This is a genomic window from Rhodococcus sp. BE178, assembly GCF_050433545.1.
Classification (GTDB): domain Bacteria; phylum Actinomycetota; class Actinomycetes; order Mycobacteriales; family Mycobacteriaceae; genus Prescottella.
On the sequence record NZ_JBNPXA010000003.1, the window covers coordinates 185,334 to 208,684 of the forward strand.

23 protein-coding genes and 1 pseudogene are annotated in these 23,351 nt (G+C 67.8%); 9 read left to right on the forward strand and 15 right to left on the reverse strand.

From position 1 onward, the window contains the following. Positions 1-38: 38 nt before the first annotated feature. Positions 39-1,457 carry an MFS transporter gene (locus tag J2X34_RS07825; RefSeq protein ID WP_429516500.1) on the reverse strand — a complete coding sequence of 473 codons (1,419 nt, stop codon included), beginning with the start codon at positions 1,455-1,457 and terminating at the stop codon, positions 39-41. A gap of 67 nt (positions 1,458-1,524) precedes the next feature. After that, a complete protein-coding gene (locus tag J2X34_RS07830) occupies positions 1,525-3,459 on the reverse strand; it encodes a flavin-containing monooxygenase (protein WP_429516501.1) in 1,935 nt (644 codons plus the stop codon). Between the two features lie 275 nt (positions 3,460-3,734). Here J2X34_RS07830 and J2X34_RS07835 point away from each other — a divergent pair, with 275 nt between their 5' ends. Both J2X34_RS07835 and J2X34_RS07840 read left to right on the forward strand, forming a co-directional pair. Further along, positions 3,735-4,670: an SDR family oxidoreductase gene (locus J2X34_RS07835; protein ID WP_174909036.1), complete on the forward strand. Its 936-nt coding sequence runs from the start codon at positions 3,735-3,737 to the stop codon at positions 4,668-4,670. Between the two features lie 26 nt (positions 4,671-4,696). Beyond that, positions 4,697-5,626, forward strand: a complete 930-nt coding sequence (locus tag J2X34_RS07840; RefSeq protein WP_429516502.1) for an alpha/beta hydrolase — start codon at positions 4,697-4,699, stop codon at positions 5,624-5,626. Here J2X34_RS07840 and J2X34_RS07845 read toward each other — a convergent pair. After that, positions 5,613-6,209 (reverse strand): TetR/AcrR family transcriptional regulator, encoded by a 597-nt coding sequence (locus tag J2X34_RS07845; protein WP_429516503.1) that lies wholly within the window; start codon positions 6,207-6,209, stop codon positions 5,613-5,615. The genes J2X34_RS07840 and J2X34_RS07845 overlap by 14 nt on opposite strands. 55 nt (positions 6,210-6,264) lie before the next feature. Between J2X34_RS07845 and J2X34_RS07850 the strand changes: the two genes are divergently transcribed. Next, complete coding sequence (locus tag J2X34_RS07850; RefSeq protein WP_429516504.1) at positions 6,265-7,389, forward strand: winged helix DNA-binding domain-containing protein; 1,125 nt, start codon at positions 6,265-6,267, stop codon at positions 7,387-7,389. On the opposite strand, the gene J2X34_RS07855 is transcribed toward J2X34_RS07850, so the two are convergent. Then, the gene (locus J2X34_RS07855; RefSeq protein ID WP_429516505.1) at positions 7,386-8,165 is read right to left on the reverse strand and encodes a CPBP family intramembrane glutamic endopeptidase; all 780 of its coding nucleotides are present in this window, start codon (positions 8,163-8,165) and stop codon (positions 7,386-7,388) included. The two genes, J2X34_RS07850 and J2X34_RS07855, sit on opposite strands and share 4 nt — an antisense overlap. Positions 8,166-8,401: 236 nt before the next feature. On the opposite strand from J2X34_RS07855, the gene J2X34_RS07860 reads away from it, so the two are divergent. Continuing rightward, entirely contained in the window at positions 8,402-10,099 is a 1,698-nt protein-coding gene (locus J2X34_RS07860; RefSeq protein WP_174914541.1) for a fumarate hydratase, read from the forward strand. A 66-nt stretch (positions 10,100-10,165) separates the two neighbouring features. On the opposite strand, the gene J2X34_RS07865 is transcribed toward J2X34_RS07860, so the two are convergent. From J2X34_RS07865 to J2X34_RS07885, 5 genes are all read right to left on the reverse strand, one after another. Further along, a complete protein-coding gene (locus J2X34_RS07865) occupies positions 10,166-10,768 on the reverse strand; it encodes a methyltransferase family protein (protein WP_429516506.1) in 603 nt (200 codons plus the stop codon). Then, on the reverse strand, positions 10,765-11,463 hold the full coding sequence (locus J2X34_RS07870) for a L,D-transpeptidase family protein (protein ID WP_429516507.1): 699 nt from the start codon (positions 11,461-11,463) through the stop codon (positions 10,765-10,767). The genes J2X34_RS07865 and J2X34_RS07870 overlap by 4 nt, the downstream gene beginning before the upstream one ends. Positions 11,464-11,543: 80 nt before the next feature. Continuing rightward, on the reverse strand, positions 11,544-12,113 hold the full coding sequence (locus J2X34_RS07875; protein WP_114718368.1) for a mismatch-specific DNA-glycosylase: 570 nt from the start codon (positions 12,111-12,113) through the stop codon (positions 11,544-11,546). A 40-nt stretch (positions 12,114-12,153) separates the two neighbouring features. Beyond that, entirely contained in the window at positions 12,154-12,630 is a 477-nt protein-coding gene (locus J2X34_RS07880) for a VOC family protein (RefSeq protein ID WP_429516508.1), read from the reverse strand. A gap of 78 nt (positions 12,631-12,708) precedes the next feature. After that, positions 12,709-13,509, reverse strand: a complete 801-nt coding sequence (locus J2X34_RS07885) for a sulfite exporter TauE/SafE family protein (RefSeq protein ID WP_429516776.1) — start codon at positions 13,507-13,509, stop codon at positions 12,709-12,711. A gap of 99 nt (positions 13,510-13,608) precedes the next feature. Here J2X34_RS07885 and J2X34_RS07890 point away from each other — a divergent pair. From J2X34_RS07890 to J2X34_RS07910, 5 genes and pseudogenes are all read left to right on the forward strand, one after another. Then, positions 13,609-14,372: pseudogene (locus tag J2X34_RS07890) on the forward strand (AraC family transcriptional regulator). Between the two features lie 78 nt (positions 14,373-14,450). Continuing rightward, the gene (locus J2X34_RS07895) at positions 14,451-15,371 is read left to right on the forward strand and encodes an SDR family oxidoreductase (protein ID WP_114718364.1); all 921 of its coding nucleotides are present in this window, start codon (positions 14,451-14,453) and stop codon (positions 15,369-15,371) included. A 90-nt stretch (positions 15,372-15,461) separates the two neighbouring features. After that, positions 15,462-15,809: an ArsR/SmtB family transcription factor gene (locus tag J2X34_RS07900; protein WP_429516509.1), complete on the forward strand. Its 348-nt coding sequence runs from the start codon at positions 15,462-15,464 to the stop codon at positions 15,807-15,809. Beyond that, positions 15,806-16,285: an SRPBCC family protein gene (locus J2X34_RS07905; protein ID WP_114718362.1), complete on the forward strand. Its 480-nt coding sequence runs from the start codon at positions 15,806-15,808 to the stop codon at positions 16,283-16,285. The genes J2X34_RS07900 and J2X34_RS07905 overlap by 4 nt, the downstream gene beginning before the upstream one ends. 26 nt (positions 16,286-16,311) lie before the next feature. Beyond that, positions 16,312-16,497 carry a hypothetical protein gene (locus tag J2X34_RS07910; protein ID WP_147283443.1) on the forward strand — a complete coding sequence of 62 codons (186 nt, stop codon included), beginning with the start codon at positions 16,312-16,314 and terminating at the stop codon, positions 16,495-16,497. 87 nt (positions 16,498-16,584) lie between these two features. Here J2X34_RS07910 and J2X34_RS07915 read toward each other — a convergent pair whose 3' ends face one another. From J2X34_RS07915 to J2X34_RS07940, 6 genes are all read right to left on the reverse strand, one after another. Continuing rightward, complete coding sequence (locus J2X34_RS07915) at positions 16,585-17,580, reverse strand: LacI family DNA-binding transcriptional regulator (RefSeq protein WP_114718361.1); 996 nt, start codon at positions 17,578-17,580, stop codon at positions 16,585-16,587. Beyond that, on the reverse strand, positions 17,573-18,439 hold the full coding sequence (locus J2X34_RS07920; RefSeq protein ID WP_429516510.1) for an endonuclease/exonuclease/phosphatase family protein: 867 nt from the start codon (positions 18,437-18,439) through the stop codon (positions 17,573-17,575). Before J2X34_RS07920 ends, J2X34_RS07915 begins: the two co-directional genes overlap by 8 nt. A 2-nt stretch (positions 18,440-18,441) precedes the next feature. Further along, positions 18,442-19,287, reverse strand: coding sequence for a hypothetical protein (locus tag J2X34_RS07925; protein ID WP_174909009.1), 846 nt, complete (start codon positions 19,285-19,287; stop codon positions 18,442-18,444). A 103-nt stretch (positions 19,288-19,390) separates the two neighbouring features. Beyond that, entirely contained in the window at positions 19,391-21,151 is a 1,761-nt protein-coding gene (locus tag J2X34_RS07930) for an ABC transporter permease (protein WP_114718360.1), read from the reverse strand. After that, complete coding sequence (locus J2X34_RS07935; RefSeq protein ID WP_114718359.1) at positions 21,148-22,140, reverse strand: ABC transporter ATP-binding protein; 993 nt, start codon at positions 22,138-22,140, stop codon at positions 21,148-21,150. Before J2X34_RS07935 ends, J2X34_RS07930 begins: the two co-directional genes overlap by 4 nt. A 35-nt stretch (positions 22,141-22,175) precedes the next feature. Next, entirely contained in the window at positions 22,176-23,204 is a 1,029-nt protein-coding gene (locus tag J2X34_RS07940) for an extracellular solute-binding protein (RefSeq protein ID WP_429516511.1), read from the reverse strand. Positions 23,205-23,351: the final 147 nt, after the last annotated feature.

Sequence of the window (23,351 nt, forward strand, 5' to 3'; positions counted from 1 at the left end):
GAATCTCGGTTCGGGAAGCATTCGATGTCTCCGGGAGACTAATTGAGGGACGAGACGGACTGCTTGATCTTCGGCACGGCGATGGACACCAGCGCGCCGAGTGCCGCAGCGCCCGCCGCGACGAGGAACGCACCTCGGAATCCGGCGGATTCGTAGGCAACACCCTGTCCGTCGGTCGCGAGCACGTAGTGGGCGAGGACGGTGAAGCCGATCGTGGAGATCAGCGTGCCGGCCAGGGTCTGCGCGACACCGACGAAGTTCGATCCGACGGCGCGCTCGGTCTCCGGGAGCGCCAGCAGAGCGAGATTGGGGACGGCGGCGTAGATCATGCAGCCGAGGCCGAACAGCATCCACGCGACGACGATGACCGCAGGAACCGTCGGAACGGCGGACAGGACGGCGGCCGCGATCGCGATGAACACCGCGCCGAAGATGAGGTGGTTGCGGAAACCGATCGAGCGCGCGGTGGCCCCGACGATGAATCCACTTGCCACGATCATCAATTGGCCGGGCAGCAACCACCCCGCCATCTCGGTGGCGGACAGCCCGAAGCCGTACGGGGTGCTCTCCGGGGCCTGCAGCAGCATCGGGGTGAGGCTGGCCAGCAGGGTCGTGGCACCGTACGCGATGCCACCGCCGATGAGGGTGTACCGCAGCGCGGGCTTCGTGATCAGGTCGAGACGGATCAGTGGTTCCTCGGTGCGTCGCTCCCACCACACCCACACCGCGAATCCGACGAGGGCGATACCGACGCACGTGAGTGTGCGACCGTCGGTGAGGCCCCACTCCTTGCCGCGGGACAGTCCGACCAGGACGACGAACATGCTCGCCGCGAGCAGAACCGCGCCGAACCAGTCGATGCGTGCGTGTGCACGAATCGGGGTCTCGGGCACGAAGAAGAACGTCAGCAGGGCGCCGACCGCGCAGAATCCGAACGCGAACCAGAACACAGACCGCATACCCAGGTGGTCGATGAGCACACCGCTGAGCAGCAGCGCACCGACACCGACGGCACCGACACCCGTATTGGCGATACTGATCGAGATTGGCTGCAACCGGGTCGGGAACGTGTCCCGAATGAGGGTGTACCCCAGCGCGAGACAAGCAAAGCCGGCACCGGAGAGGAAGCGTCCGGCAACCAGGATCGGGAATGTCGGCGCGATCGCCGAGATCAACGCGCCCAGCGCACCGATCGCGGCGGTGACGACGAGCATCCTCTTCTTGCCGTACAGGTCGGCGAGTTTGCCGATGATGGGTGAGGCCACCGCGCCCGAGAGCGTGAAGGCCGTCATCACCCACACCACCTGGGTGGTCTGGAACTCGGCGGCAACCTTCGGCAGGGTCGGCGCGAAGAGCGAGAAGCCCAGCGCCGACTGCTCCGTGAGCAGGAGCAGGATCAGAAGCGTGCGAACCCAGTATCGGGTCGGCCGTTCGGTCGCGGCAGTGCGCGTGGACACCTACGGTTCGTCGGATCCGCCGGCAGAGGTCGAAACAGACATGACATGACTCCCTTTCACTCGTGGGCTAGCGAATGACGAAGTGCTCCTCGATCGGAGTCCGGTGCTGCTGCCAGACGTCGACCAGGCGCCACGGGCTGGCCACGATCACGCGGCCGCTGTCGTTGCGGTAGTAGGTGTGTGCGCCGGGGGTGTGCTTCCAGACCGTCTTCTCCATGGCACGATCGATCTCCTCGACGTACGCGTCGTACGCCGCGCGGGTCGGCTCGAGGGATCGTGCCCCGCGCTCGGCCAGCAGGTGCAGGCACTCGACGATGTAGTGGACCGCCACCTCGATACCGAAGTTGTTGCCGGCGCCGTGGCTCGGGTTGGCATTGGGCGCCGAGGTGATGAACAGATTCGGGAACCCGGGCACGGTCCCACCGCGGTAAGCGCGCGGATCGTTCCCGGCCCATTCCTCGGTGAGCAACTTGCCGTCCCGTCCCCGGATTTCCATGGTGGACAGGAAGTCCAGGTGGAAGCCGGTGGCATAGACGATGGCGTCGAGTTCGATCAGATCCCCGTCGGGGGTGACGATCCCCTCCGGTATGACGCGGGCCGGCTCGGCCGCGACCACCTCGACGTGCTCGCGGGTGAGCGCCGGGTAGTAGCCGCCCGGATCCCGGATGATGCGCTTGCCGAACGGCGCGAAGTCGGGCGTCACCTTGGTCGCCAGCTCCGACCCGGCCCCGAAGGTCCGGTCGATGTACGCGAGGCAGTCCTGCAGCAGCATGTCGTTGGCTCGGGAGATCGACAGGTGCGACGCAGCCCATTCGGGGTCGACGATCACCACCGGATAGGCGCTGTCCGCCGATCCCCAGAACGCCTTGAGTCGCAGCCAGTTCGCGTAGTACGGCACGTGCCGAGAGAGCCACCGATGATGCTCGGGTACGTCGTCGCTGTCCCGCTTGCGGGGCGCGACCCAGTGCGGCTGCCGCTGGAAGAGCGTCAGGTGTCGCACGTCGTCGACGATAGAATCGACGATCTGGGCCGACGTGCAGCCGGCCCCGATCACCGCGACCCTCTTGCCGGTCAGGTCCAGGGCCGGATCCCACTCCCCCGAGTGGATGCTGATGCCCGCGAACATCTCCCGACCCTCCACCGGAGGGAACTGCGGGCGGTTGAGGTAGCCCGCGGCGGTGATCACCGCCGCGGCGTGCTCGGTCGATCGAGTGCCGTCCGCGCTGCGCACGTGGATGTTCCACCGGTAGGACGCGTCGTCCCAGACCAGCGATTCCACCTCGGTGCCGAAGCGGGTGTGGCGGCGGATCCCGTGCCGGTCCGCGACGCCGCGCAGGTAGTCCTGGTACTCGCCGCCCTTCGGGTAGTAGCTGGTCCAGTCGGGGTTCAGCTCGGTCGACAGCGAGTAGTACGACGACGGCGTGTCGACCCCGACGCCGGGATAGTTCTGGATCAGCCAGGTTCCGCCGACGTCCTCGTTGCGCTCGTAGATCCGGTACGCGATACCCTCCTTTGTCGCGGCGAGGGCCGCCGCGATCCCCGCCAGGCCGCCACCGATGATCGCCACGTCCAGGTCGGCGGGCAGCGGCGTCGTGCGCGGGAGCACAGGTCGGGCGGAGTGGAATCCGCCCTGCTCGAGCAGCATCGGCAAGAACTCCTCGCCCATCGCCACCCCGAGTGCGAGCGGGGCGAGCCGGGCGAAGAAGGCCGGGTCGTCGGGCGCGAGGTCCGGCGCGGGCCGCTCCTCCGACCCGAGCACGTCCACCAAACGTTCGATGATCTCGGCGACCGTGTCGCTGTCCGCCACGGCCGCCATCTCGGGCGGGTCCGAGATGTGCGAGATGGCGTCGACGTGGCGATCGAGCACCGCATGCTCACCCGTGAGCTGCGCGAGCACCGCCAACAGGACGGCCGGGTCAGCGAGGCGAAGGTGGGCCCGCAGCAGCCCGGGATCGACCGAGTCGTCTGCCGCGAACCGTGGTGCAGTGGTACTTGATGTCATGGGAATCTCCTTGCAGGCCTGAATGTCCGAGGCCTGGTGGCGTTCGTCGTGGAGCAGGAGTACCTACCGCATGACCGGGACCGGCGGCGGCGTGAATCGGGACATTAGGCCACCCGACAGCCCGTGTCCATACCAATATCCCGTTTAGCAGACTGTCAGTCTGACTTTTTGCCCAAAGGTCTACCGAAGACGTCCCGGGTGGGCTACCGTCCCACCATCGCCACCCGCGCGGAGCCCGCATCCGCGGATTCACCACACGAAAGGTGTTGCCTGTCATGGACCCTCTGCGATTCGACGGACAAGTCGCCCTCATCACCGGCGTGTCCACGTTCGGACTCGGGCTCGCATACGCCCGCCTCCTCGCCGCCCGGGGTTGTGCGGTGGTCGTCAACGACCTCGGCCGGGACTGGAGCGGGTCGGCCAGCACCCCCGGCACCGAGGAGGCCGTTCGGCTGATCACCGAGGACGGCGGTTCCGCGATCGGGGTCACCGGCGACGTCGTGACCGAGGCGGACGCGATCGTCCAGGCCGCCGTCGACGCGTTCGGGCGCCTGGACATCGTCATCAACAACGCGGGAGCCGGTGGCAACTTCGATACGTTGATCGACGTGCACCTCCGTGGCGCCAATCGGATCAGCGAGTCGGCCTGGACGCACCTGTCCGCCAACGGAAACGGACGCATCCTCAACATCTCGTCGAGCGGCAGCTTCGGCGCTCCGGCCATGCCGGGCTACGCCGCCGCGAAGGGCGGAATCCTCTCGCTCACCCGCACCCAGGCGATCCTCGGGACGCGGGACGGTGTCCGGTCCAACGCGATCCTCCCCTCGGCGTGGACGCGCTCCACCGCCGGGATCGAGCAGCCCGGATTCGGCGAGTTCCTGCAGTCGCACTTCCCGCCCGAAGCCGTTGCTGCATTCGCGACCTACCTGCTCCACGCCGACACGGCGATCACCGGCGAGGCGTTCGCCGTGGGCGGCGGTCTCGTCGCCCGCGTCGTTCAGGCCGAGACGGCCGGTGCACTGGCCTCCGACCACTCCCCCGAGAGCTGGCCCGCGCTGATCGATCAGGTGATGCAGCCCGACGACATGATCATCCCGCCGTCCATGTGGTCGCACCTCGACGCGTTCGTCGGCCGCATGAGCCCCCAGGCGCGCGCGGACTGGGCCGCGGTGAAGATCGCGCCCGACGTCACCGGCAAGGTCCAGGCCTGACCCCCGATCACCAGGAGAATCCCATCATGCTCGAGCTCGATCCCGATGTGGCCGCCTATCTGGGCACCCGCCAGGACAACTGGGTACCCATGCACGAGGCCGGCGTCGAGGCCGCACGCGCGGCACTGAACGCCCTACCTCGACGCCCCGGACCCGACATGCACAGCGTCGAGGACCGCGTCGTCGACGGACCGCACGGGCCCCTGCCCCTCCGGATCTACCGTCCGGTGGACGCGCCGGATCTCCCGGCGATCGTGTACTTCCACGGCGGCGGACTGGTCATCGGGAGCGTCGACACGTTCGACATCCTCGCCCGGATGCTCGCGCAGGCCGCCGAGGCGGTCGTCGTCAGCGTGGACTACCGGCTCGCCCCCGAGCACCGGTATCCGGTCGCCACCGACGAGGCCTACTTCTCGGTGCAGTGGCTCGGCGCGAACGCCGCCGACCTCGGGGTCGATCCGGCGCGGATCGCCGTGGCCGGGGACAGCGCGGGCGCGACGCTCGCGGCCGGCGCCGCGCTGCAGATCCGCGAGGAGGGCGGGGTGCCGCTGGTGTTCCAGCTGCACATCTACGCCGGCATCGACCGGGACGACACCCGGCCGTCGGTTCTCGAGTTCGCGGACGGCCCGATCATCACCGCGGGCGACTTCGCGTGGACCAAGAACCTGTATCTCGGCGACGATCCGGGCGCGGACCATCCGTACGGTGTGCCCAGTCTCGCCGAGGACCTGTCCGGATTGCCCGCGGCCATCATCGTCACCGCGTCGCACGACCCCAGCCGAGACGGCGCCGAGGAGTACGGACACCGGCTGCGCGACGCCGGTGTGCAGACTGCCGTTCTACGTTATCCCGGTGTCGCACACGGATTCCTGATGCACGCCGACCGTCACGTCCGTGCCCGTCTGGCGCTCGCCGAGATCGGCGGCCTGATGCGGGCCAAGTTCATGTTCGGGTGAGGGCGGCGCACCACACGTCCGTGACGGTGTCGATGGCACCGTCACGGTCGGCGTCCCAGCCGCGGACGAGCCACGTGTTGAGGAACAGCTCCAGTCCGCTGATCAGCAGCAGCGCCCGGCGCTCCGCGTCGGCGGCATCGAATCGACTCCACAGCTCGGCGTTCGCGGTGAGGGCGTCGACGAACCGGCGGTGGTAGTCCAGATAGAACTCGTCGAACCGCACCAGGCCGGCGGCCTGCACCCGCAGCTTGTCGCGGCTCGCTTCCCACGCGTCGACCACGCTCTGCACCCAGGCACGGATCGTGGCCCGCGACCAATCCGGCAGCCGTCCGAAGTCCCGGTACAACGATTCGGCCCGATCCCACATCTCCTCCACGACGGCCTGGACGATCGCGTCCTTGCTCGGGAAGTAGGCGTAGAGGGTGGCCCGACTCGCCCCGGCTGCCTTGGCGATGTCGTCGATCGTGGTTTCCCGGAACCCACGCTCACCGATCAGCCGTGCCGCCGCTTCCAGCAGATGCGCTCGACTCTGACGCTTCTGCAGTTCACGCAACGACAACTGCTCGGCGGGTTCAGTTCCCATACCGGGAGTCTAATGACAGTCGATATCTGTCAGTGACCGGCCTTACACTCCCGCCATGACTGTCGAAGTCACACGCGCTCAGGTGCTCTCGTATCGCTGGCACGTCCAGCAACTCGATCGTGGCAGCGGGATCGCCACCGGACCCACCGACTGCGACATCCTCGATCTCGGGATCCAGAACACCGGACCCGACGGCGCCGCGTGGGCCCTGTTCGTGCGCGGCACACCGCAGGCCTCCCCCGGCGACCTGGCGCTCGCCTGGACGCTGCGCGGCGCCCCGCACAGCTACCGGCGGGCGGACCTGCCGCAGGTCGCCGTCGCCACCGCGCCCCTGTCGGACGCCGACGCCGCCAAACGCATCTTCGACGCCAACCGTCCGCTGAAGGCGGCCGGGATCGGGACGCTCGACGCGCTGCGGGAGGTGGCGGGTGCGATGCGGGAGATCGTCGACGCCCCCACCGTCAAGGGCGAGATGTCGGCGGCACTGACCGGGCGGATGAGCGAGCCGTATCTGCGGTTCTGCCGGCCGTGCAACGCCACCCACATGTACGAGATGCCGTTCCGGCTCGCGGCCCTGCAGGCCGGGCTCGAGTTACGCCCGAACACCTCGCCGCCGGTTCTCGAACGCATCCCCGGATGGGGATCGAAGCCGTACAGCCGCACCGGCGCCGACGCGGATCCGCGGTTCGACGTGATCCGCGGCTACCTGCGTTTCTTCGGCCCCGCCGACCCGAAGGCCGTCGCCGCCTACATCGACGCCCCGGTCAAGGACGTCAAGGCGCACTGGCCCGACGACACGGTGGACGTGGTCGTCGGGGGCGCGCCGCGCTCGATGCTCGCCTCCGACCGCGACGGGCTGGGTGCCGCGCCACCGGATCGATCCGCGCGCCTGCTCGGCCCGTTCGACCCCTATCTGCAGCTGAAGGATCGCGAACTCCTCGTCTCCGACGAGGCGCGCCGCAAGGCGCTGTGGCCCACGCTCGGGCGCCCCGGCGCGATCGCGATCGGCGGCGAGATCGTCGGACTGTGGCGGCCGCGGACATCGGGCAAGAAGCTCTCGATCGAGGTGACGCCGTGGGAGAAGCTGTCGAGATCCGATCGCCGCTCGCTGGACGAGCAGGCGGCGGCGCTCGCGGAGTTCCGGGGCGTCACGCTCGCGGGCGTCACCGAGAAGGTCTAGCCCAGCGAGGCGTGCCAGACCAGGGCCGCGGCGAGGGCACCGATGCCGTTGAGCGACCAGTGCAGCGCGATCGGGGCCAGCAGGCTGCCGCTGCGGCGGCGCAACCACGTGAAGACGAAGCCGGCCGCGGCGGTCGCGGCGACCGCACCCGCGATACCGAGGACCTGGCCGACGAACCCGCCACCCAGGATCCCGGTGAGACCACGATTGCTGGTGGTCAGCCCCAGCGACGACGCAATGTGCCACAAGCCGAACATGAGCGAACCGGTCGCGAAGACGCCGCGGGCGCCGGAGACCCGGGACAGCGTCCCCTGCAACACACCGCGGAACGCGAGTTCCTCCGGGATGACCGTCTGCAGCGGGATCACGATCATCGACGCGATCAGGGCACCGGAAATGGTGGCGTAGCGGTCGGCCATGAAGAACTGGCGGGTGAGGGGCAGCGCGATCCCGATCCCGACGACCGCGAGCACCAGCCCGACGGACGCGAGCGCGTACAGCGAACCCTTGCGCCAGTGCCGGGGCGAGAGCCCCAGTTCGGCCCAGCCCAGGCCACGGCGGCGAGTGAGGGCAACCAGGATCACCGCGGAGATCGGCACGGTCGCGATACTCGCCCACGGGGTGGTGAAGTGCGCGATGAGATTGGTCGATACGAGCACCGCGACGACGACGGCCACGTCGAGCCAGGCGTGCGCTGCTCGGATCCGATGCAGTCCCGACGCGTGGCCGAGGCCGGAATTCACGGAATGGCCCACGCCCACAGTTTCGACAGTCATATGCGGTGCTGCCCCCAACCCCTGCGGCTCGTCACGAGACGACGCGCTACAGATCGTTATCCGGTTGTTATTTATACAAGCCTACGGAAATCTGCGGGTCCACTGCGGTGACCTCGAACACACGATGTTCGGCACACCTCGATGATATGCGCGCACCGGACGCCCCGATTCGGGCCGTTCGCGCCACGCGGCTAGCCTGAACGTCGAACTTCGCACCCCCGTGTTCAGGAGAGATGATGGCCGAATTCCTCTACGAGGACCTGCTGCCGATCGGTGAAGACCCCACCGAGTACCGGCTGCTCACCACCGAGGGGGTGTCCACCGTCGAAGGACCGGACGGCCGCACCTTCCTGAAGGTCGAGCCCGAGGCCATGCGGCTCCTCACCGAGACGGCTCTGCACGACATCTCGCACTACCTGCGCACCGACCACCTCAAGCAGGTCGCGAGCATCCTCGACGATCCCGAGGCGTCGAACAACGACAAGTTCGTGGCACTGGATCTGCTGAAGAACGCCAACATCGCGGCGGCCGGCGTGCTGCCGATGTGTCAGGACACCGGCACCGCGATCGTCATGGGCAAGCGCGGCCAGCACGTGCTCACCCCGGGCGACGACGAGGAGTCGATCGCGCGCGGCGTGTACGACGCGTACACCCGGCTGAACCTGCGCTACTCGCAGAACGCCCCCATCACGATGTGGGACGAGAAGAACACGGGCAACAACCTGCCCGCGCAGATCGAGCTGTACGCGGACACCGCGAAGGGCCACGAGAACTCCTACAAGTTCCTCTTCATGGCCAAGGGCGGCGGATCGGCCAACAAGTCGTACCTGTACCAGGAGACCAAGGCCATCCTGAACCCGGACTCGATGATGCAGTTCCTCGAGGCCAAGATCCGTTCGCTCGGCACGGCGGCCTGCCCGCCGTACCACCTCGCGATCGTCGTCGGCGGCACGTCCGCCGAGTTCGCGCTCAAGACGGCCAAGTATGCGTCGGCGCACTACCTCGACGAACTGCCGACCGAGGGCGCGATCACCGGCCGCGGCTTCCGTGACCACGAGCTCGAGAAGCAGGTCTTCGAGCTCACCCAGAAGATCGGCATCGGCGCGCAGTTCGGTGGCAAGTACTTCTGCCACGACGTCCGCGTCATCCGTCTGCCCCGCCACGGCGCCTCGCTGCCCGTCGCGATCGCCGTCTCGTGCTCGGCCGACCGCCAGGCCAAGGCGAAGATCACCCCCGAGGGCGTCTTCCTCGAGCAGCTCGAGTTCAACCCCGGCCAGTTCCTGCCCGAGGTCACCGACACCCAGCTCGACGCCGAGACCGACGGCATCTCGGGCACCGGCAAGGGCGCCGCGGTCAAGATCGACCTCACCCGCCCGATGCCGGAGATCCTGGCCGAGCTGTCCAAGCACCCGGTCAAGACCCGGCTGTCGCTGACCGGCCCGCTGGTCGTCGCGCGCGACATCGCGCACGCGAAGATCAAGGAGCGCCTGGACGCCGGCGAGGAGATGCCGCAGTACCTCAAGGACCACCCGGTGTACTACGCCGGCCCGGCCAAGACCCCCGAGGGCATGGCATCGGGTTCCTTCGGCCCCACCACGGCCGGCCGCATGGACTCGTACGTCGAGCAGTTCCAGGCGGCGGGCGGATCGATGATCATGCTGGCCAAGGGAAATCGGTCCAAGCAGGTCACCGACGCGTGCAACACGCACGGCGGCTTCTACCTCGGCTCCATCGGCGGCCCGGCGGCGCGTCTGGCGCTGGACTGCATCAAGAACGTCGAGATCGTCGAGTACGAAGAGCTCGGCATGGAGGCGGTCTGGAAGATCGACGTCGAGGATTTCCCGGCGTTCATCGTCGTCGACGACAAGGGCAACGACTTCTTCGCCCACACCGGCGAGGTCACTCTCACGATCGGCAAGCGCCCCGGCATCTGAGCCTGCGCGTCGAACACCGAAGGCCCGGTGGAGCATTCGCTCCGCCGGGCCTTCGGCGTTCCGCGGCTACAGCACGTACGGAACCAGCCGCTTGGTCCGGCGCATGTACTGCCGGTACGGCTCCCCCAGCCCGTCGACGAGCACCCGCTCCTCGTGTGGAATCCGGACCACGTACGCGGCGGCCAGGGCGAGCACCGTCAGCGGTGCGAGCCAGTTCGTATAGGCGACCGTGAATCCCAACGCGCACACCAGCGCACCGGTGTACGACGGATGCCGGATCCGCCGGTAGAGACCGGTGTCGATCACCGACTGCCCCGGTGCGGTCTGCACCTGGAATGTGAACGCCGCCCCGAGTTCGTGGACCGCCCGCAGCCGCAGTCCCTGCCCGGCCGCGGCCACCAGCAGGCCGATCCAGAAGTACCACCACGCACCCGTCGTGATCACCGTCGTCGACACCAGCACGCTCACCGCCGCCCCACCGACATACGAGACCATCAGGCCGAGCCCGACAGCGGGACCGGTCCATCCGTCACGGTGTGAGCCGCCGCCGGGATGAGTTCGCCCGATCCGGTACTCGGAGTACAGCAACGCGACGAACGCGAATGCGAGGATCACCGCCGCGGTCGGTTCGGTGGCGAACAGTGGCAGGGCCGAACCGTCGCCGGTCACGGCCGCGGCGCCTCCCCCACGCCGATCGCGATCAACGGGTGCCGTGCGGGGTCGAGTCGGCCGAGGATCGACGCCAGCGAATCACGGTCGATCGCAACGCAACCAGCCGTCGGAGCGCCGTCGGTGACGTGCAGGAAGATTGCCGATCCTGCGCCGGGCGTGCGCGCGGAGTTGTATCCGATCACCGCAGCGTAGTCGTACTCCGCACCGGCGGCGTACAGGTTCTCGCTGGCGGCGCCCGGGCTGACCGACTGCCGCACGTGTGTGTTGTAACCGGGTGAGGCGGGGTTCGAATCCCACCAGTCCTGCACATCGGTACGGAAGTACGGCATCGCGGTGCCCGGATCGGGAAGCCGGCCGAAGGCCCCGGTCAGCGGGAACACCCCGGCCGGGGTGCGGGCCGAGAATTCGCTCGCCGCCCCGATCCCTTCCGCGCCGACCTGCGCGACCACCGGCCCGGCAACCTCGTGCCAGACGCCGTCGGCGCCCCGCTCCCATGCCGTGAGTTCCGCGACTGTTGCCTCCGGTGTCGGGGCGAAGACCGTGATGACTTGGTTCGAGGTGCCGGCGAAGATCACCGAATCGACCGCCGCGCCCGCGCGGGGGGCTCCCACCAGCCCGAACGCCAACGCGATCAGCACCATCAGACCGTTGGTCCACAGCCGATGCCACCGTCCGCGCCGGATCTCCGCCATCCTCCGAGTGTGCCTCGACGGCGCCCCCGCTGTGTCCCGATTCGCGAGGACGGCACGAGACCGGCCTCCACCGGAAAACGTCAGTCCACGATCACCCCTGCCTCGACGGCCGCGGCGCGATACGCGTGTGCAAGGGAGTCGACGGTGTCGTGCGCGTTGAGCCCGCTCGGGTTCGGCACCACCCACAACTCGGCACCCTCGAAGCCGTCGGGCTGCCGGCCCTTCTGCGCCGCCCGCGCGCCGAACGCGGCCCGGTAGGCGGTGATGCCGGCGACCGCGACCACCCGCGGGCGCACCGTCGCCACCACGTCGCGTAGCCGCTGTCCGCCCGCCCGCAACTCCGCCGCGGTGAGCTCGTCGGCCCGGGCCGTCGCGCGCGCAACAAGATTCGTGATGCCGACGCCGCGCCGGACGAGCAGATCGCGGTCGGCGTCGGACATGCCGGCGGTGGGATCGATCGGCCGGTCGACGATCCCGCCCCGCAGCAGCGCCGGATAGAAGCGGTTGCCCGGGCGCGCGAAATGCGCCCCGGTGGCGGCCGTCCACAGCCCCGGATTGATGCCCACGAACAGCAGGCGACACCCCGGACCGATCAGATCAGGGACCTCCTTGTCCCGGAACGACTCGAGTTCGGCGCGGCTGAATCCCATGGGGACAGCGAACCGCACCGGTCAGGTGTGGGCCAAACCGTCAGGATCCCTCGTAGGCCGCGCGGATGACACCGATGTCGAGTTTGCGCATCCCCAGCATCGCCTGCGTGGCCCGCTGCGCCCCCTCGGAGTCCGGGCCCCCGAGGTACGAACCCAGGGCGGCAGGAATGATCTGCCACGACACCCCGAACCGATCCTTGAGCCAACCGCACTGGCTCTCCTGCCCACCATCGGCCGTGAGCTGGGTCCAGTATGCGTCGACCTCGGACTGGTCGGCGCAGCTCACCTGGAACGAGATCGCCTCGTCGAAGGTGAACTCGGGCCCCCCGTTGAGGATCGTGAAGTTCTGCCCGTCCAATTCGAACTCGATCGTGAGCGCGAGGCCTTCCGGTCGGTGCATGTCGGGGCCGTAACGGGAGATGTTCCGGATCTTCGAGTTCTTGAACACCGAGGTGTAGAACTGCGCGGCCGCCTCCCCTTCGGTGTCGAACCACAGGCACGGAGTGATCTTCTGCATGACATGGTCCCTTTCGACAGCCTGACGAATACGGGCCACCCAATACTCATATATTCAGACCGCTTGTGCAGGGCAAACTCATCGGAGAGCCGTCATCAGCGCCGCGACCAGGACGAGGAGCCCGATGTATCCGACCGCGTGGGCCCGGTCCGGAATCCGCCCGATCGACCGTCGGACGATCGCGATGGCCGGTAGGGCACCCGCCAGCAGCGCCCCTGCTGCGGCCACATCCACGAGCCCCACTCGCAGCCCCGTCGCCGACGCGACGGCTGCGGGGCCGGTGGTTGCGTAGATCACCGACGCGGCGAGTGCGACCGGCAGCGTCAGCAGGTTGGCCAGGCCTGTCGCGTCGATCATCGACATCCCTCGTCGGCGCAGGATCGGCACGGTCATCACGCTGCCACCGACTCCCAGAAAGCTCGCGACGGATCCGACCGCGACTCCGCCGATCGTGGTCGCGGCGCCGCCCGGCGACCGCCGGTATGTCGCCGGCGCGGCGAGGAAGCCGCGCCTGACAGATACGTCGACGACGGTGGCGACGAGGTAGACCACGAAGAACGCGTGAACGACCGCCCCGTCGACGCGCGTCGCCAGAAACGCGCCGAGCAGTCCACCGATCGCCAGGGCTGGAAGCAGCGTCGCCGTTCCCGCCAGTCGGCGTCCGCCGTTCCGGCGATATGTGTAGGTCGCGATCGTCGCGTTGACCACCATCACCGCCGCCGAGGTCGCGACGGCAACATGCATCGCCGTATCCGCGGGCGCCGTCGCCGACCGTCCGATGAACCAGTACACGACCGGAACCGTGACGAATCCGCCCCCGAAACCGAAGGCGACGGTGGTGATTCCGGTGATGCACCCGAAGAGAAGAAGAACCGCAATACTCACGGCTCCGACGCTACGAACCCCACGAGTGGCGCACAATCGATGACCCGTCATCCTCTATCGCGAATCCGCCACCTTCCGGCGTACCGTCTTCTGGTGCGCAACGTTCCGGTCGACGATCTCGACACCACCGATCGCGCCGTCCTCGCCATCGGCACCGACTACCCGCCGCGCCACCTGCTGGATTGGCACCGGCACCGCCGCGCCCAGTTCCTCTTCGGCGCCTCCGGCGTCATGCAGGTCGAAACCGATTGCGGCACATGGACCGTACCGCAGGACCGAGCGGTATTGATTCCTCCCCGCACCCGGCATCGCGTCACGATGCTCGACGTCAGTACGCGCAGCCTCTACATCGAGCCTGGTGCGGCGCCCTGGTTTCCCCGGGCATGCCGAGTCGTCGACGTACGTCCACTCCTGCGGGAACTGCTCCTCGCCGCGGTCGACGTCCCCTCCGGTACGACCACTTCGGCCGTGACGGCGCACTGATGACCTTGCTCTTGCACGAGATCGCCGACACCGCGCCGCTGCCGCTGGAACTACCGTTACCCGGACACCCCGAACTTCGCGCACTGTGCCAGGCGTTCCTCGACGCCCCCGACATCCACGACCGGAACCAGGCGTGGGCCCACACATTGCACGTCAGCACCCGAACCCTCGATCGGATGTTCTCCTCCGAGACCGGGATGAGTTCGGCGAGTTGGCGTCGACGCGCCTGCGTCCTCGCCGCACTCCCCGAACTGGGAACGGGACGCCCCGTCGCAGCTGTCGCGGCCCGCCTCGGTTACGCCAGCCCGGCGTCGTTCACGGCAATGTTCACCAAGCTGCTCGGCACACCACCGAGCAGCTTCTCTCCCCGATGACGCACTCGCTCGTCAGCGCACACCGGTAGATTGGAACGCGAACGCCACCCGCGAATCATCGATCGCCAGGGAGTTCGCATGTACCACGTTCCCGACATGCAGGGCCGGTACGTCATCGTCACCGGCGCCAACAGCGGCACCGGTAAAGAGGCCACCCGACGGCTGGCCGCGGCGGGCGCCCATGTCGTAATGGCCTGCCGCACTCCGCGCAAGGGCGAGGCCGCGTGCGCGGAGATCATGCACGACCTTCCGCACGCGCAACTGGAGATCCGCCGGATCGACCTGGCCGATCTCGGATCCGTCCGCGAATTTGCCGCCGGTTTCCTCGACGACGGACGCCCCCTCGACCTCCTGGTCAACAACGCCGGGGTCATGTCGCCGCCCGAGCGGTTCGAGACCGTCGACGGATTCGAGCTGCAGTTCGGCACCAACTTCCTGGGCCCGTTCGCCCTGACCAATCTCCTGCTGCCACTGCTGCTCGACGCGCCGGCCCCCCGGGTGGCCACGATGACCAGCGGCACGGCGCACTACGGACGAATCAACTTCCGGGACCTGCACTCCGCACACCGGTACAGCCCGGCGTTGAGTTACGCGCAGTCCAAGCTCGCCGACATGCTGATGGCGCAGTACCTCGCCGGCGTCGCGGTCGAGCGCGGATGGAACCTACTCAGCACGTATGCGCATCCCGGCTACACCCGCACCAACCTGCAGACCGCGGGTGCGAGCCTGGGCCGGGACCGGGCGCGGCACGGTGTGTTCTCGGGCAGCGACCGCACGATCCTGCCGTCCCAGGATGTCCAGCAGGGCGCCGAACCCCTCCTGTTCGCCGCGACCAGTCCCGATGCCGCCCAGGGCGGGTACTACGGGCCCGGCGGACGAATGGGACTGATCGGCCCGACCCGCCGACTCGACCAGCCCCGCAGCTCGCGTGGCGTCGACCTCGCACCGTCACTGTGGGCGGTGGCCGAAAAGCTCACCGACACAACCCTTCCGTACTAGGGACAATCGACCGGGGGCATCAACTGAGGCATTGACTGGGGCATCAATGGCGCATTGACAACATCCGCGCGGCGCGCAACACTGAACTAGATGATTCAGCATTCGGATCTCGACGCCACGTTCGCAGCGCTGTCGGACAGCACCCGTCGCGGAATTCTCGAACACCTCACACGGGGAGCGGCAACGGTCAGCGAACTGGCGGAGAGTTTCGAGATGACCCTGACCGGGATCAAGAAGCACCTGGCACTCCTCGAGGCCGCCGGCATGGTGGTGAGCGAGAAGCGCGGTCGGGTCCGGTTCTGCCGACTGGGCACCAATCCACTTCGGCAGGAACTCGATTGGATGCTCGGATACCACCGCGAGGTCGAGGCGCGACTGGACCGTCTCGAGGCATTCCTGGAGAACGACGACCCCAACCGAACGGAGAAGGATCGATGACCAGCCAGACATCCGCCACGACCGTCACCACCCCGGGCGACCGTGGCCTGCACATCGAACGCACGCTGAATGCGCCCCGGGATCGCGTGTGGGCCGCATACACCGAACCCGAGCTGCTCGCGCAGTGGTGGGGCCGCGGCAACAGGCTCGACATCGAGAAGTGGGAACTCGAGCGGGGTGGGCACTGGCGCTTCGTCGAGCACCACGAGGGCGGGAGCTCCGGCTTCGAGGGGCGCTTCCGCGAGGTCACTCCGAAGGACCGCATCGTGTGGTCGTTCGAATGGGACGGGATGCCGACTCACGTATCCGTCGAGACCATCGATTTCGTCGACCTCGGCGACGGCCGCACGAAGTTGGTGCTGGACTCGATCTTCCTCACGGCGGAGGACCGGGACGGAATGATCGAGTCCGGCATGGAACAGGGCCTCAACGAGAGCTTCGCGGCCCTCGACGCGATGCTCGCCCGCACCGCGTAACGAAATTCATTTGGACGATCGTCCAAATGGATTTCGGGAAAACGCCGTATCCGAGGCGACCCGTGGCCTATATTTCGTTTCGATCACAATCGCTCGACGAAACCTTGGTCAGGGGAGAGTCCGCCATGAACCTCAATCTCATCTCACTGTTCCCGCTGATCGGAACGATCGGGAACCTGCTGAACTTCGGCAGCACCATCGAGTTCAGCTGATCCGATAGTCGACGAACACCCCGGGACGATCCCGGGGTGTTCGTCGTTTCGAGCGGGCTCCCGGCGGCCTGACCGCCATCCGCCGGGTCATCCCAGCGGCAGGTACGTGGGCAGCGTTCGTCCACGGATCAGATCGCCGGGGAGCTCGATGCGTTCGGGTGGACTGTCACCGGTCAATCGGCGTAGAACCTGCCGGGCCGTGGCTGCGGTTATCTGCTCGATCGGCTGCCTCCAGGTGGTCAGCCCCAGAACGGGGCTGGCGAGTTGTCCGATCCCGTCGTATCCGGTGAGAGCAATGTCGTCCGGCACCCGGACGCCGAGCGCAGTGAGTTGTTCCCACGTACTCAGCAGGGTGGGGTCGTTGGGACACATGATGACCGAGACGTCGTCGAGGCAGCGGGCAAGAATATCCGGCTCGGGATGGTCACCCGCGGCCGCCCGAGGGATCGCGACGGTGTCGATGCCCGCCTCGGTCAGGGCCCGCTGCATCCGGGTCGATCGTTGGTGCAGTGTCGTCGAATGCTCCGCAGCCACATGCAGCACCCCGACAGCGCGGTGGCCGGCATGTGCGATCAGCCCCGCTAGGACCTCCGCTCCACGACCGTCGTCGCAGACCGACCCGATCGACGGCGAGGTGCTCGCGCGCCCCATCAGGACGGTCGGGAGGCGCTGAGCCACCGGAACGATCTGCGCCTCGGGCATCCGTCCGGAGGCGATGACGAGGGCTTCGGGCCGCAGTCCGAGCAGTCCGGCCAGCACATCGCCGGGCGTGGTACCGGCCGATGCGGTACCGACCGCGAGGGAGAATCCCGCCTCCTCGAGATGTTCCTGGAGGTGAGCGATCATCTCCCCGTAGAACGACAGCCGCACGGATCGGACGAACACTCCGATGATCTTGGTGTTCTTCGCTTTCAATGCTTGGGCGCGTACATCTTTGATATAGCCGAGCCGGGCCGCGACCGCCTCGACATGCTGCCTGGCATCGTCGGAGACGCCGGGCTGCGCCAGCAGCGCACGGCTGGCCGCCGACTTCGACACCCCCGCTGCGGCCGCGACATCCGCAATGGTGATGCGGTCAGCCATGTCCGGTGCCCGATGCGCCCCGGTCCGCCGGCGTGTAGTCGACGCTCAGTCCGAGATGATCACTCGGCCAGGCGCCCTCACCGTCCGGTTCGCCGATCACCTCGGCGCAAACCACTTCCATTCCGGACGAATGGAATTGGTAGTCGAGGGTGTAGTCGAGCGCCCGCGCCGCCGGGCCGTCCGAACGAAGGTGCGCGGGCGTGTCGCCGACCAGTGGGTTCCTGGCGAGCACCGTCGCCCGGGCGGCCGCGGTGGCGCCGTTCCAGCTGTCCCGAAGCCGGTCCTCGATGATCGCGGCGTACTCGGGGCTGTCGGGGACGAGGTTGAAGTCCCCTCCCAGGATCTCGTGATCCACCGGTTCCATCTTCCGATGCAGGAGATCACCGATCTCGGCCAGCTGCCGCAGCCGCACCGCAGTGGTGGCTTCGATTGCGCCGAAGTCGATTCGAATCCCCGAATCTCGGGCGAACCTCCTGCCGGTCTCGGTCATCTGCCATGCCGACGGGGTGTGGCGCAGATGGGTCGAGCCGACTCTGATCCGCGTCGAGTCCACCTCGAGTACCGCGGTGGTGAGGTAGTAGTTGCGGCCGTCGTCCCCGGCAAGACAATCGACGCGGACCTCCGACGGCTCCCGTGTGGACAGCACGGCGGGGACGCTGACGAGGTCGGCGGCGTCGTCCGGGACGGCGGCGACGTGCATGCCCAGCTCCGCCGCGAGGTCCTCGGCGTGCCGTGGGCTCGATTCCTGCAGGAGGACGACATCCGGGCGGCGGGTCGCCACGGCTGCCGCCAGCAGCCCGACCCGCTGATGGCGGTTCGTGTGCAGGACGTTCCAGGTCACCACGCGCAGTGTGCTCATCGTCAGGACTCTCTCTCTGTGTCGAAACCGGCGTACGAACTCGATGGGTCAAACCGGAGGTAGGTGCGGTCGTCGGGGGTCTCGGCGCCCGGTCGGAGCGGCTTGCCCATGGCTGCCAGCTCGCCGATGCAGGCCGGGTCGTGTGCAATGGCGGCGAACAGTTCGCGTTCGGCGCACGCGAGCGTGGCCGCCGGCCCCGGATACCCGTCGCTCGCGAAGACCACGGTTGCGGCGCCGGCGACCGGGAACACCTCGATATGGCAGTCGGGGACGGCACTGCCGTCGAGCACTCCGTAGCCGAAGGCGGCGTCCCGGTTGGCGAGGTGGTGTTGCAGTTCGAGCAACGGCCGGCTCGCCGCCAACCCCGGGTCCTGATCGCGCAGCGCGTCGAGAGACTCTCCGGCCGCCGCATGGGCCGCAACGACTGCCGCTCTGAACAAGGTCATAGCCTGATCCACGCGTTTCTCGCCCGGGACTACCCGGTCGCCGATGCGCAGGTGGATATCGCCGATCCTCCATATCTCGCGGCGCGCCCGCGAGTAGACCGCGGCGACGGCACCGGACGGGCCGGCGTGATCGGGCCGGATGTGTGTGAGCGCCTGACTGATCGTGTCGACGGCACGGCGGGCCGACACGTTCGGCTCCAGCCGGGCGATCTCCCTGGCGACGGTCTCGGCGTAGAGCCGACCGCTCGGGGCCTGTCCCCTGTCGCGCAGCGGGCTCGACATTCCGTCGACGACGGCGGCGAAGTGTTCGGTGACGACGAGAGCGTCCTCGCACGCCGACACGGCACTCTTCGGCGCGATGAACCATTCCTGCGCGTAGGCGTTCTCCCCGGAAAGCTCCACGAGGGCGCAGGGTTCGGCACTCTGAACCCCTCCGACGCAGGGGGTGGGTGCGGGACTCACGGGCACGGGAGGACAACTCCTGTTCGTCTGGATAGTTGGTGGATCATCGTCGGCCGACCCCACGTCTGGATGCCCGCAGCGCCATGCGATCGGCGAACAGCACGACCACGATCGAGAGCGCCGTGATGGTGACGACGTAGGCGGTGGTCAGGCCCACCAGGTTCGGATCCTGTTCGGCAGCCAGCGTTCCGAGCGTGACACCGAGCGGCTTGTTGTTGATGTTGTAGAGCATCACCGAGACGGTGTACTCGGAGAGGGTGTCGTTGAACCCCAACGCTGCGACCTGCAGGAGCACTGGCGTCAACGCCGGCAGGATCACCGTCAGGAACCTTCTCGTCGGGCTTGCGCCGAGCGACCGGGCCGCGTCGTCGAGCGATGGATCGAGACCGGCGTAGGTGGCGGTGACGAAGCGCGACACCACCGGTAGGAGCAGGACGGTATACGCCAGCGGCAGGATCCAGTACGTGCCGACCAGGACCTGACCGCCGACGAGCGCACTCCCCGCACCGAAGGCGATGAGGAACCCCAACGCGACGAGGATTCCGGGGAGAAAGTACGGCAGGAACATCGTGAGCTGGATGACGTCACCGACGAACCTTCGTCGCGACCGATACGAGAGGTGCGCAGCGACTGTTCCGATGACGAGCGCCAGCGGGATGGCGAGTACGGCGAGTGTGAGTGAATTGACCAGTGGCTCATAGGCGGTCGGGTTCGTGAGCATCCGGACGTAGTGCTCGACCGTGAGCTCGGGACTGATCTCGCCGCGACGGATCGCCTCCACCGGAGCCAGCGACAGCAGCGCCGTCACCACCAGCGGGGCCAGATTGACGATCGCCAGCAGGTACGCGGCCCCATAGGCGAGGAACTTCGTACCCCGACCGCGTAGCCGAATCGGCTCGAACGGCCGCGGCGTCTTGCTCGACATCACGGCACCGCTGCGGCGCTCCTGACGCAGCGCCCACACCAGCAGCACCGTCGTCGCCGCGCCGAGGAGCAGTCCGAGCAGCGCGGCCATGTCCATGCGCCCCAGCCCCGACAGGGACTGGATCATCGGGGCGATCATGGTCAACTCGGCCCCACCGAGGATGGTCGGCGCCGCGAACGATGTGAGAGTCGAGATGAAGGCCATCAGCACCGACGCCAGGATCGTCGGCTTCAGCACCGGAAGCACCACCCGGAACAGAGCCGGAAGCGGCCGCATTCCCAGCGACCGGGCCGCCTCGACCATCGAGAAGTCGACACGCCGGATCGCCGGCCGCAGGAACAGGAAGTGGTACCCGGTCATGGTGAAGGTATGCACGAAGATCACCGCGCCCATCCCGGAGAACCAGTCATCGGGCAGGCCCGGGATCACTGCTTGCAGAGTTCGGGTAATGAGCCCGTTCTCGCCGTACACCATCGCGTATCCGGTCACTGCCGCGATGGATCCGAACACCAGCGGCACCGCGTAGGCGACTGTGAGAAAACCCCTTCCACGGATCGCGAAGGCTTCGAGGAAGAACACCTGAGCAATCCCGACCACGTTCGCCGTGACCGTCGAGATCACCGCGATCACCAGAGTGTCGCGCACGGCACCCACGACCCGGCCCGAGTCGATCAACCTCGACGCGACCTGTCCGACGGATCCGTGGTCCGAGCGCAGTACCGCATCGATCACGCTGAGATTCGGAAAGAACAGGAACGTCACGACGAACCACCCGAACGCGGCGACCGCGGCGGCGAACAACAGTCGCTTCACACGGCGGGTGAGGCCACCGGACCGCGAGGTCGTCGTCGCGGTCGGCGTCGCCGTCGTCCCGGTCATGCCGACAGCTCGATCAGATCGGGCAGGTCGAAACCGCACCGCACTTCGTCACCGACGTGGAGAACCGCGTTGCGGTCCGAGCCGGCGAGCATCGTCAGTCCCTGCCCGCCGATCTCGACGCGGTAGCGCGTCGTCGAGCCGAGGAACGCGGCGTCGGTGACGGTGCCGCCGGCCACGCAGTCGAGCCCGGCTCCGTCGGCAAGCCGCAGCCGCTCGGGACGTAGCGCCAGCTGACCTCCCCGGGCCACGCCGAACAATGCCCTGGTCCCGGATTCGAGCACGTCGATCGAGCCCACGAACTCGCCGACGTAGCGGTTGACCGGCGAGTGGTAGACCGCGTGCGGGCTGTCGACCTGCTCGATGCGGCCGGAGTTCATCACCGCCACCCGGTCTGCCAGCGCCAACGCCTCTTCCTGGTCGTGGGTGACGTACACGGTCGTCACACCCAGCTCGCGGTGCAGGCGCTTGATCTCATCGCGCAACGTGACCCGCAGCCGTGCATCGAGATTCGACAGGGGCTCGTCCATCAGCATCACCGACGGCTTCGTTGCCAGGACCCTGGCGATCGCGACCCGCTGCTGCTGACCCCCCGACAGTTCACTCGGCGTCGCGTTCGCGAACGCGTCCAGTCCCGTCAGTTCAAGGACTTCCGCGGTGCGCGAGACGACCTCGGCTCTGGGCAGCCTGTGCACCTTCAACCCGAACTGCACGTTCTGCGCCACCGTCAGGTGCGGAAACAGCGCGTAGCTCTGGAACACGAAGCCGATTCCGCGCCGCTCCGGTTCGACCGCGGTGACGTCGCGACCGTCGACGACGATGGAGCCCGACGAGATCGGGACGAATCCCCCGAGGGCCCGGAGCAGCGTCGATTTACCGCACCCGGACGGCCCCAGAAGCGCCACGAACTCGCCACTGCCGACCTCGAGGTCGAGCGGGGGGATCACTGTCTTGTCGCCGTACCGGACCTGTACACCCTTGATACCGATCATCGTCGGACACTCACTCCCCGTTGCACCGGCACCGCTCAGCCGCCGAGAATGTCGAGCTGGATCCGCTCGAGCCACGACGACATTCGCGGCGCCACGACGCCCCAGTCGATGTCCTGCTTGCCGATCTCCGCCAGTGCCGCCTCGGCCTCCGGTAGCTGCGCCAGCGCCTGCGGATTCACCGGGGTGTCGCTGCCGGTCGTCTTCACGAAGTCCGCCTGGACCTCGGCCGACCCGAACCAATCGATGAAGCGCTTCGCCGCATCTGCGCGATCGCTGCCGGCCACCAGACCGATGCCGGTCGACACGAAGGGCGAACCACCCTCGGCATCGACCACACGCAGATCCAGCCCGTTGTCCTTCGCGCCGGTCTCGATGCCGCCGAGCCAGTTCACGACCACCGGCTGTTCTCCGGAGGTGACCCGGTTCCAGTCGAATTTCTGGCCCGATGCGACCGGTACCGCATTCCGCAGAATCCGAGTCAGCAGGTCCCAGCCCGCATCCGTGACCTCACCCGATTCGCGGTCGGTGTGGGGCCACAAGATCCCCGCGACCGCAGCCTGCCCGGTCTGACTCGTCACGCTCGGGAACACGAACTTGTTCGCGAACCGCTCGTCCGCCAGATCCTCCCACTTGCGTGGCGCCTGCACCGCGTCGAGAGCTGCCGGATTGTACGCCATCACGATCGGAGTCTGCGAGAACAGGGTGAAGGCCCCGGTGCCCGAGTCGAACTCGCCGGGCACCAGATCTCGCCAGACGGGCGAGTAGTCGGCCAGCACACCGGCAGCCCCGATCTGGTTCAGCTGTGCCTCGCCGAGCCCGAGAACGACGTCGGCCTGGGCATTGTTCTTCTCCGCGAGCAGCCGCTCGGTCAGCTCGCCGCCGCCACCGGAGACGAACGAAACATCGAGACCGAGAGCATCTTTGGCGTGAGACGCAATGTACTCACCTCGCGGCCCCTCGCCCTGCGGCGAATAGACCAGGATCGAATCCGCGCTCGATTCCCCTCCACCACCCGACGAACACCCCGCAAGTGCGAGCACACCCGCCAAGGCAGCTGCACCCACTGCCAACACCGACCGCTTCACCATCACACGACCTCACTCTCGGGGACCTCGTTCCGAAAGTGATCGTCAATGGTCGAACCGACACGGCGGTGGCGCCATCGGCACCGCTGGGTGAACAGACGGGAACGTTCCCGGGATCGTTCCCGG

Bases quoted from the DNA above. Each gene is read 5' to 3' on its own strand.
- J2X34_RS07835 (WP_174909036.1), top strand. From the start codon at position 3,735: ATGGACCCTCTGCGATTCGACGGACAAGTCGCCCTCATCACCGGCGTG.
- J2X34_RS07850 (WP_429516504.1), top strand. From the start codon at position 6,265: ATGACTGTCGAAGTCACACGCGCTCAGGTGCTCTCGTATCGCTGGCAC.
- J2X34_RS07930 (WP_114718360.1), bottom strand. From the start codon at position 21,151: ATGACCGGGACGACGGCGACGCCGACCGCGACGACGACCTCGCGGTCC.
- J2X34_RS07900 (WP_429516509.1), top strand. From the start codon at position 15,462: ATGATTCAGCATTCGGATCTCGACGCCACGTTCGCAGCGCTGTCGGAC.
- J2X34_RS07915 (WP_114718361.1), bottom strand. From the start codon at position 17,580: ATGGCTGACCGCATCACCATTGCGGATGTCGCGGCCGCAGCGGGGGTG.
- J2X34_RS07910 (WP_147283443.1), top strand. From the start codon at position 16,312: ATGGATTTCGGGAAAACGCCGTATCCGAGGCGACCCGTGGCCTATATT.
- J2X34_RS07845 (WP_429516503.1), bottom strand. From the start codon at position 6,209: ATGGGAACTGAACCCGCCGAGCAGTTGTCGTTGCGTGAACTGCAGAAG.
- J2X34_RS07860 (WP_174914541.1), top strand. From the start codon at position 8,402: ATGGCCGAATTCCTCTACGAGGACCTGCTGCCGATCGGTGAAGACCCC.
- J2X34_RS07830 (WP_429516501.1), bottom strand. From the start codon at position 3,459: ATGACATCAAGTACCACTGCACCACGGTTCGCGGCAGACGACTCGGTC.
- J2X34_RS07870 (WP_429516507.1), bottom strand. From the start codon at position 11,463: ATGGCGGAGATCCGGCGCGGACGGTGGCATCGGCTGTGGACCAACGGT.
- J2X34_RS07905 (WP_114718362.1), top strand. From the start codon at position 15,806: ATGACCAGCCAGACATCCGCCACGACCGTCACCACCCCGGGCGACCGT.
- J2X34_RS07895 (WP_114718364.1), top strand. From the start codon at position 14,451: ATGTACCACGTTCCCGACATGCAGGGCCGGTACGTCATCGTCACCGGC.
- J2X34_RS07920 (WP_429516510.1), bottom strand. From the start codon at position 18,439: ATGAGCACACTGCGCGTGGTGACCTGGAACGTCCTGCACACGAACCGC.
- J2X34_RS07840 (WP_429516502.1), top strand. From the start codon at position 4,697: ATGCTCGAGCTCGATCCCGATGTGGCCGCCTATCTGGGCACCCGCCAG.
- J2X34_RS07855 (WP_429516505.1), bottom strand. From the start codon at position 8,165: ATGACTGTCGAAACTGTGGGCGTGGGCCATTCCGTGAATTCCGGCCTC.
- J2X34_RS07875 (WP_114718368.1), bottom strand. From the start codon at position 12,113: ATGGGATTCAGCCGCGCCGAACTCGAGTCGTTCCGGGACAAGGAGGTC.
- J2X34_RS07880 (WP_429516508.1), bottom strand. From the start codon at position 12,630: ATGCAGAAGATCACTCCGTGCCTGTGGTTCGACACCGAAGGGGAGGCG.
- J2X34_RS07935 (WP_114718359.1), bottom strand. From the start codon at position 22,140: ATGATCGGTATCAAGGGTGTACAGGTCCGGTACGGCGACAAGACAGTG.